Origin of the sequence: Citrobacter sp. Cpo032, assembly GCF_030332975.1 — a bacterium.
GTDB lineage: Bacteria > Pseudomonadota > Gammaproteobacteria > Enterobacterales > Enterobacteriaceae > Citrobacter > Citrobacter portucalensis.
In genome coordinates this window covers 1-5,143 of the sequence record NZ_JAOWGU010000033.1, presented here as the reverse complement: position 1 = coordinate 5,143, position 5,143 = coordinate 1, and the positions used below count along the sequence as shown (strand labels likewise).

The window sequence follows — 5,143 nt, the reverse complement described above, 5'->3', positions numbered from 1 at the left end:
GGCAGTTCGATGGTACCAGTCACGTCAGTAGTACGGAAGTAGAACTGCGGACGGTAGCCTTTGAAGAACGGAGTATGACGGCCGCCTTCGTCTTTGGACAGAATGTACACTTCAGATTCGAACTTGGTGTGCGGCTTGATAGAGCCCGGCTTAGCCAGTACCTGACCACGTTCGATTTCTTCACGTTTGATACCACGCAGCAGAACACCAACGTTCTCACCAGCACGGCCTTCGTCCAGCAGTTTGCGGAACATTTCAACGCCAGTACAGGTAGACTTAGCTGTCTCTTTGATACCAACGATTTCAACTTCTTCACCAACTTTGATGATACCGCGCTCTACACGACCGGTAACAACGGTACCACGACCGGAGATGGAGAATACGTCTTCGATAGGCAGCAGGAACGGCTTGTCAATCGCACGCTCTGGTTCTGGGATGTAAGAATCCAGGAAGCCAGCCAGTTCGATGATTTTCGCTTCCCACTCTGCTTCGCCTTCCAGCGCTTTCAGAGCAGAACCACGAACGATCGGAGTGTCGTCGCCCGGGAAATCGTACTGAGACAGAAGTTCACGAACTTCCATTTCTACCAGTTCCAGCAGCTCTTCGTCATCAACCATGTCGCATTTGTTCAGGAACACGATGATGTACGGAACGCCTACCTGACGACCCAGCAGGATGTGCTCACGAGTCTGCGGCATCGGGCCGTCAGTCGCAGCAACAACCAGGATCGCGCCGTCCATCTGCGCAGCACCGGTGATCATGTTTTTAACATAGTCGGCGTGGCCCGGGCAGTCTACGTGTGCGTAGTGGCGAGTCGGGGTGTCATATTCAACGTGAGAAGTGTTGATGGTGATACCACGAGCTTTTTCTTCCGGCGCGTTATCGATCTGGTCGAATGCGCGAGCAGCACCGCCGTAGGTTTTAGCCAGAACGGTAGTGATTGCAGCGGTCAGCGTTGTTTTACCATGGTCAACGTGGCCGATAGTACCGACGTTAACGTGCGGTTTAGTACGTTCAAATTTTTCTTTAGACATCGATTGTCCCTCTAAGACACGGATAAATCGGTGATATCACCACATCAACCAGGCAATATACCTGAGCTGTTGAATGCTTTTAAAAGTAAACAGAGAGAAACGGGAAGGAGAAGTGAAGTGGTGCTGATACCCAGAGTCGAACTGGGGACCTCACCCTTACCAAGGGTGCGCTCTACCAACTGAGCCATATCAGCACGTCTGGAGCGGGCAGCGGGAATCGAACCCGCATCATCAGCTTGGAAGGCTGAGGTAATAGCCATTATACGATGCCCGCATCCTGAAACTCGGCTACCCAGTTCTTTCTGCAACAAAAAAGAGATTTCTCTCTTTTCTGTTCGAGCTGATTAATTTTTTAATCAACTCAGGCGGCGATAACGCTGCCAGAAAGTGGTGGTGGGGGAAGGATTCGAACCTTCGAAGTCTGTGACGGCAGATTTACAGTCTGCTCCCTTTGGCCGCTCGGGAACCCCACCGGACTTGATGGTGCCGACTACCGGAATCGAACTGGTGACCTACTGATTACAAGTCAGTTGCTCTACCTACTGAGCTAAGTCGGCATCAAGTAGCGCGCATTTTATGGAGACACGCGCACTCATGCAACTAAAAAATTGCATAAAATGTTCTATCGCTCACATTTTGCACTATACGACCGATAAATAATCTATTTCCTCTTTGGATTGGACAAATTTCCAACGTCACGTGCCTCCTCTGGGAGGAATTTTGCTCCGGCAGGTACGCTTTGATAGAGAGAAAGCACATCTTTATACATCTGGAATACCCGTCACATTGCATTTCAGAGGATGATTTTTTCTTATTATTCCCCCCCATCTGGTGTTACCCTCCTGCCCATTGTCCAAATTAACTGAAATGTGCGTGCCATTGCGTACCGGGATGATTTCGTTTTTTACCGCAGACCTGATATAGCAATGACAGCCAGACCATGCGTATGAGTATAAAAGAGCAAGCGTTAACGTCGCCTTACCTACAGTTTGATCGCAACCAGTGGGCTGCGCTTCGTGATTCCGTGCCGATGACCCTGACCGAGGAAGAGATTGCTCGTCTTAAAGGCATTAACGAAGACTTATCGCTGGAAGAAGTTGCCGAGATTTATTTGCCTCTCTCGCGTTTGCTAAACTTTTACATCAGTTCGAACCTGCGACGTCAGGCCGTGCTGGAGCAATTTTTAGGCACGAATGGCGAGCGTATTCCTTATATTATTAGCATTGCTGGCAGCGTCGCCGTCGGTAAAAGTACGACTGCGCGTGTTTTGCAGGCTTTGCTCAGTCGCTGGCCCGAGCATCGCAAGGTTGAGTTGATTACTACCGATGGCTTTCTCCACCCTAACCAGGTATTGAAAGATCGTGGACTGATGAAGAAGAAAGGCTTCCCCCAGTCCTATGATATGCATCGCTTGGTTAAATTCGTTTCCGATCTGAAATCAGGCGTACCTAACGTCACGGCGCCGGTCTATTCCCATCTCATCTATGATGTGATCCCTGATGGCGACAAAACCGTTGCCCAGCCCGACATATTAATACTCGAAGGGCTAAATGTATTACAAAGCGGGATGGACTATCCTCACGATCCGCATCATGTATTTGTTTCTGACTTTGTCGACTTTTCTATTTATGTTGATGCGCCAGAAGAATTACTCCAGACGTGGTATATCAACCGTTTCCTGAAATTCCGTGAAGGGGCGTTTACCAACCCGGACTCTTATTTCCATAACTATGCAAAATTATCAGAAGATGAGGCTATCAACACCGCCACATCGTTATGGAAAGAGATTAACTGGCTGAATTTAAAACAAAATATATTACCAACGCGTGAGCGAGCAAGCTTAATCATGACGAAAAGTGCCAATCATGCCGTTGAGCAAGTCAGGTTGAGAAAATAAATAAAAAAGGGGAGCAACAGCTCCCCTTCTTATTACTCAGCGCTTCTTAGCGATATTTCTCCACCCATCCAGGGTTTGATCTCGCCATTTTGTTCAAGCAATAATGCACCTTGCGCGTCTATTCCACGAGAGATGCCAAATATTTCTTTATCGCCAATAATAAGTTTGACCGGGCGGTCGATAAAGTTATCCAGTCTCTTCCAGCGAGACAGATACGGCGCTAAACCTTCGTGCTCAAAGAGCACTAACGCAGCACGCAACTCACGTATCAGTCGGGCAGCAAGGGTATTGCGATCAATGTTAATGCCCGCTTCCTGCAAGTTAATCCAGCCTTGATTAACCACATTTTCTTCAACCCGGCGCATGGACATATTAATACCCGCACCGATAACAATCTGCGCGGCATCCCCTGTCTTACCGGTCAGTTCAACCAGGATCCCTGCCAGCTTACGGTCGAGCAAATAGAGGTCGTTGGGCCATTTTACACGTACCTTCTCTGCGCCCAGATCGCGTAAAACCTCAGCCATGACGATACCAATAACCAGACTCAGGCCAATCGCGGCAGCCGGTCCTTGTTCCAACCGCCAGAACATTGAAAGGTACAGGTTGGCACCAAACGGTGAAAACCATTTGCGACCACGGCGACCGCGCCCGGCTTGCTGATATTCAGCGACACAGGCATCCCCTGACTCCAGTTGACCTATTCGGTCCATCAGGTACTGATTGGTTGAGTCGATAACCGGCAGGACTGTGATATTTCCACCATCCAGTTGAGAATGAATAAGTGAGGCATCTAATAGTTGGATAGGCTCCGGTAAGCTGTATCCTTTACCTGGAACAGTAAAGACATCAACCCCCCAGTCGCGTAACGTCTGGACATGCTTATTGATTGCGGCACGGCTCATTCCCAACTTTTCACCGAGCTGCTCACCAGAATGAAATTCGCCATCAGCGAGTAATGAAATAAGCGTCAGAGGGACGGTATTATCCTTCATGCAATGATCTCCACAGCATTCATTTCACCCTGCGGGCCAATAAATCGGACCTCTGGTTCGAGCCAGACATTAAATTTCTCACCGACTTTTTGACGTACATAATGTGCAAGTTGCACCACATCCTGACTCGTCGCATTGTCTGCATTGATCAGCACCAGAGCCTGCTGTTGATGTACCGCTGCGCCACCAATGCGCATGCCTTTTAGCTGACACTGATCGATAAGCCAGCCGGCTGCCAGTTTCACAGAACCATCAGCCTGCGGGTAATGAGGTGCTGTTGGGAATTTTGCCAGGAGCTCCTGCGCAATCTCTGCGGTGACAACCGGGTTTTTAAAGAAGCTTCCTGCATTACCGTTTACTTTCGGATCGGGCAGTTTTGTCGTGCGCATATGGCAGACAGAATCAAAAACCTGCTGAGGCGTCACCGTTGTAGGATCCAGGCGCGTCAGATCGCCATAGGTCAGTACCGGATGCCACTGTTTAGACAAGCGTAAACCAACAGCAATAATTGCGAAGCGATCCTGGTATTCATGTTTGAAGATGCTGTCACGATAACCAAAGCGACATTCTGCCGCACCAACGCGCAGATGTTTGCCAGTCGACAGCTCAACGCAGTCTACGTATTCGCAGACGCGCTGTAGCTCTACGCCATAGGCACCAATATTCTGGATTGGCGATGAACCCACGCAGCCTGGGATAAGCGCCAGATTTTCCAGGCCAGGCATACCAAGCTGCAACGTATGCTGGACCAGATGATGCCAGTTTTCACCCGCACCTACGTGCAAATGCCACGCATCAGGTTGTTCTGTAATCTCAATACCCTTAATACGGTTGACGATCACCGTACCCTGGAAGGTATCAAGAAACAGGACGTTGCTCCCTTCGCCCAGAATCAGTACTGGATGATGCGATGCATTGGCTGATTGCCAGGCATTCAGTAATTGTTGTTCATTTTCGGCGCAGACAAGTTCATTCGTTTGCTGATCGATACCGAAGGTGTTCCAGGCTTTAAGGGAGTGATTCATAGACGCTTTCCTGATGCAAAATCGCGCCTAGTTTACCGCATATACCGCTGGATGGCTTGTGTTATGGAGGTTTTGGATATTGCTTTGCACCCGATGGTGCGGTGTTGTGATGTGCCTGATGCGCTGCGCTTATCAGGCCTACAAAATACATTCAGCCCTGCCTCTGTAGGCCGGATAAGGCGGTACGCCGCA

Annotated in this window: 4 protein-coding genes, 4 tRNA genes and 1 pseudogene; 2 read left to right on the top strand and 7 right to left on the bottom strand. The window is 49.4% G+C overall.

The features are described from left to right. The 5 genes from tuf to OGY33_RS02035 all read right to left on the bottom strand — a co-directional run. On the bottom strand, positions 1-1,034 hold a 1,034-nt coding region (gene tuf, locus OGY33_RS02055; RefSeq protein WP_286553871.1), incomplete at its 3' end, for an elongation factor Tu. Between the two features lie 118 nt (positions 1,035-1,152). After that, positions 1,153-1,228 (bottom strand) — tRNA-Thr (locus tag OGY33_RS02050). A 5-nt stretch (positions 1,229-1,233) separates the two neighbouring features. Next, positions 1,234-1,308 (bottom strand) — tRNA-Gly (locus tag OGY33_RS02045). A 114-nt stretch (positions 1,309-1,422) separates the two neighbouring features. Then, positions 1,423-1,507 (bottom strand) — tRNA-Tyr (locus OGY33_RS02040). A gap of 8 nt (positions 1,508-1,515) precedes the next feature. Continuing rightward, positions 1,516-1,591: transfer RNA gene (locus tag OGY33_RS02035), tRNA-Thr, on the bottom strand. Positions 1,592-1,610: 19 nt separating this feature from the next. Here OGY33_RS02035 and OGY33_RS02030 point away from each other — a divergent pair. Then, positions 1,611-1,691, top strand: a pseudogene (locus tag OGY33_RS02030) (hypothetical protein); the annotation flags it as partial. A 289-nt stretch (positions 1,692-1,980) separates the two neighbouring features. Then, a complete protein-coding gene (gene coaA, locus OGY33_RS02025; RefSeq protein ID WP_003031107.1) occupies positions 1,981-2,931 on the top strand; it encodes a type I pantothenate kinase in 951 nt (316 codons plus the stop codon). Positions 2,932-2,963: 32 nt separating this feature from the next. Here coaA and birA read toward each other — a convergent pair whose 3' ends face one another. Together birA and murB are read right to left on the bottom strand one after the other, a co-directional pair. Beyond that, positions 2,964-3,926, bottom strand: a complete 963-nt coding sequence (gene birA / locus OGY33_RS02020; RefSeq protein WP_003826969.1) for a bifunctional biotin--[acetyl-CoA-carboxylase] ligase/biotin operon repressor BirA — start codon at positions 3,924-3,926, stop codon at positions 2,964-2,966. Further along, positions 3,923-4,951 carry a UDP-N-acetylmuramate dehydrogenase gene (gene murB / locus OGY33_RS02015; protein WP_103015416.1) on the bottom strand — a complete coding sequence of 343 codons (1,029 nt, stop codon included), beginning with the start codon at positions 4,949-4,951 and terminating at the stop codon, positions 3,923-3,925. Before murB ends, birA begins: the two co-directional genes overlap by 4 nt. Positions 4,952-5,143: the final 192 nt, after the last annotated feature.

Bases quoted from the DNA above. Each gene is read 5' to 3' on its own strand.
- birA (WP_003826969.1), bottom strand. From the start codon at position 3,926: ATGAAGGATAATACCGTCCCTCTGACGCTTATTTCATTACTCGCTGAT.
- coaA (WP_003031107.1), top strand. From the start codon at position 1,981: ATGAGTATAAAAGAGCAAGCGTTAACGTCGCCTTACCTACAGTTTGAT.
- murB (WP_103015416.1), bottom strand. From the start codon at position 4,951: ATGAATCACTCCCTTAAAGCCTGGAACACCTTCGGTATCGATCAGCAA.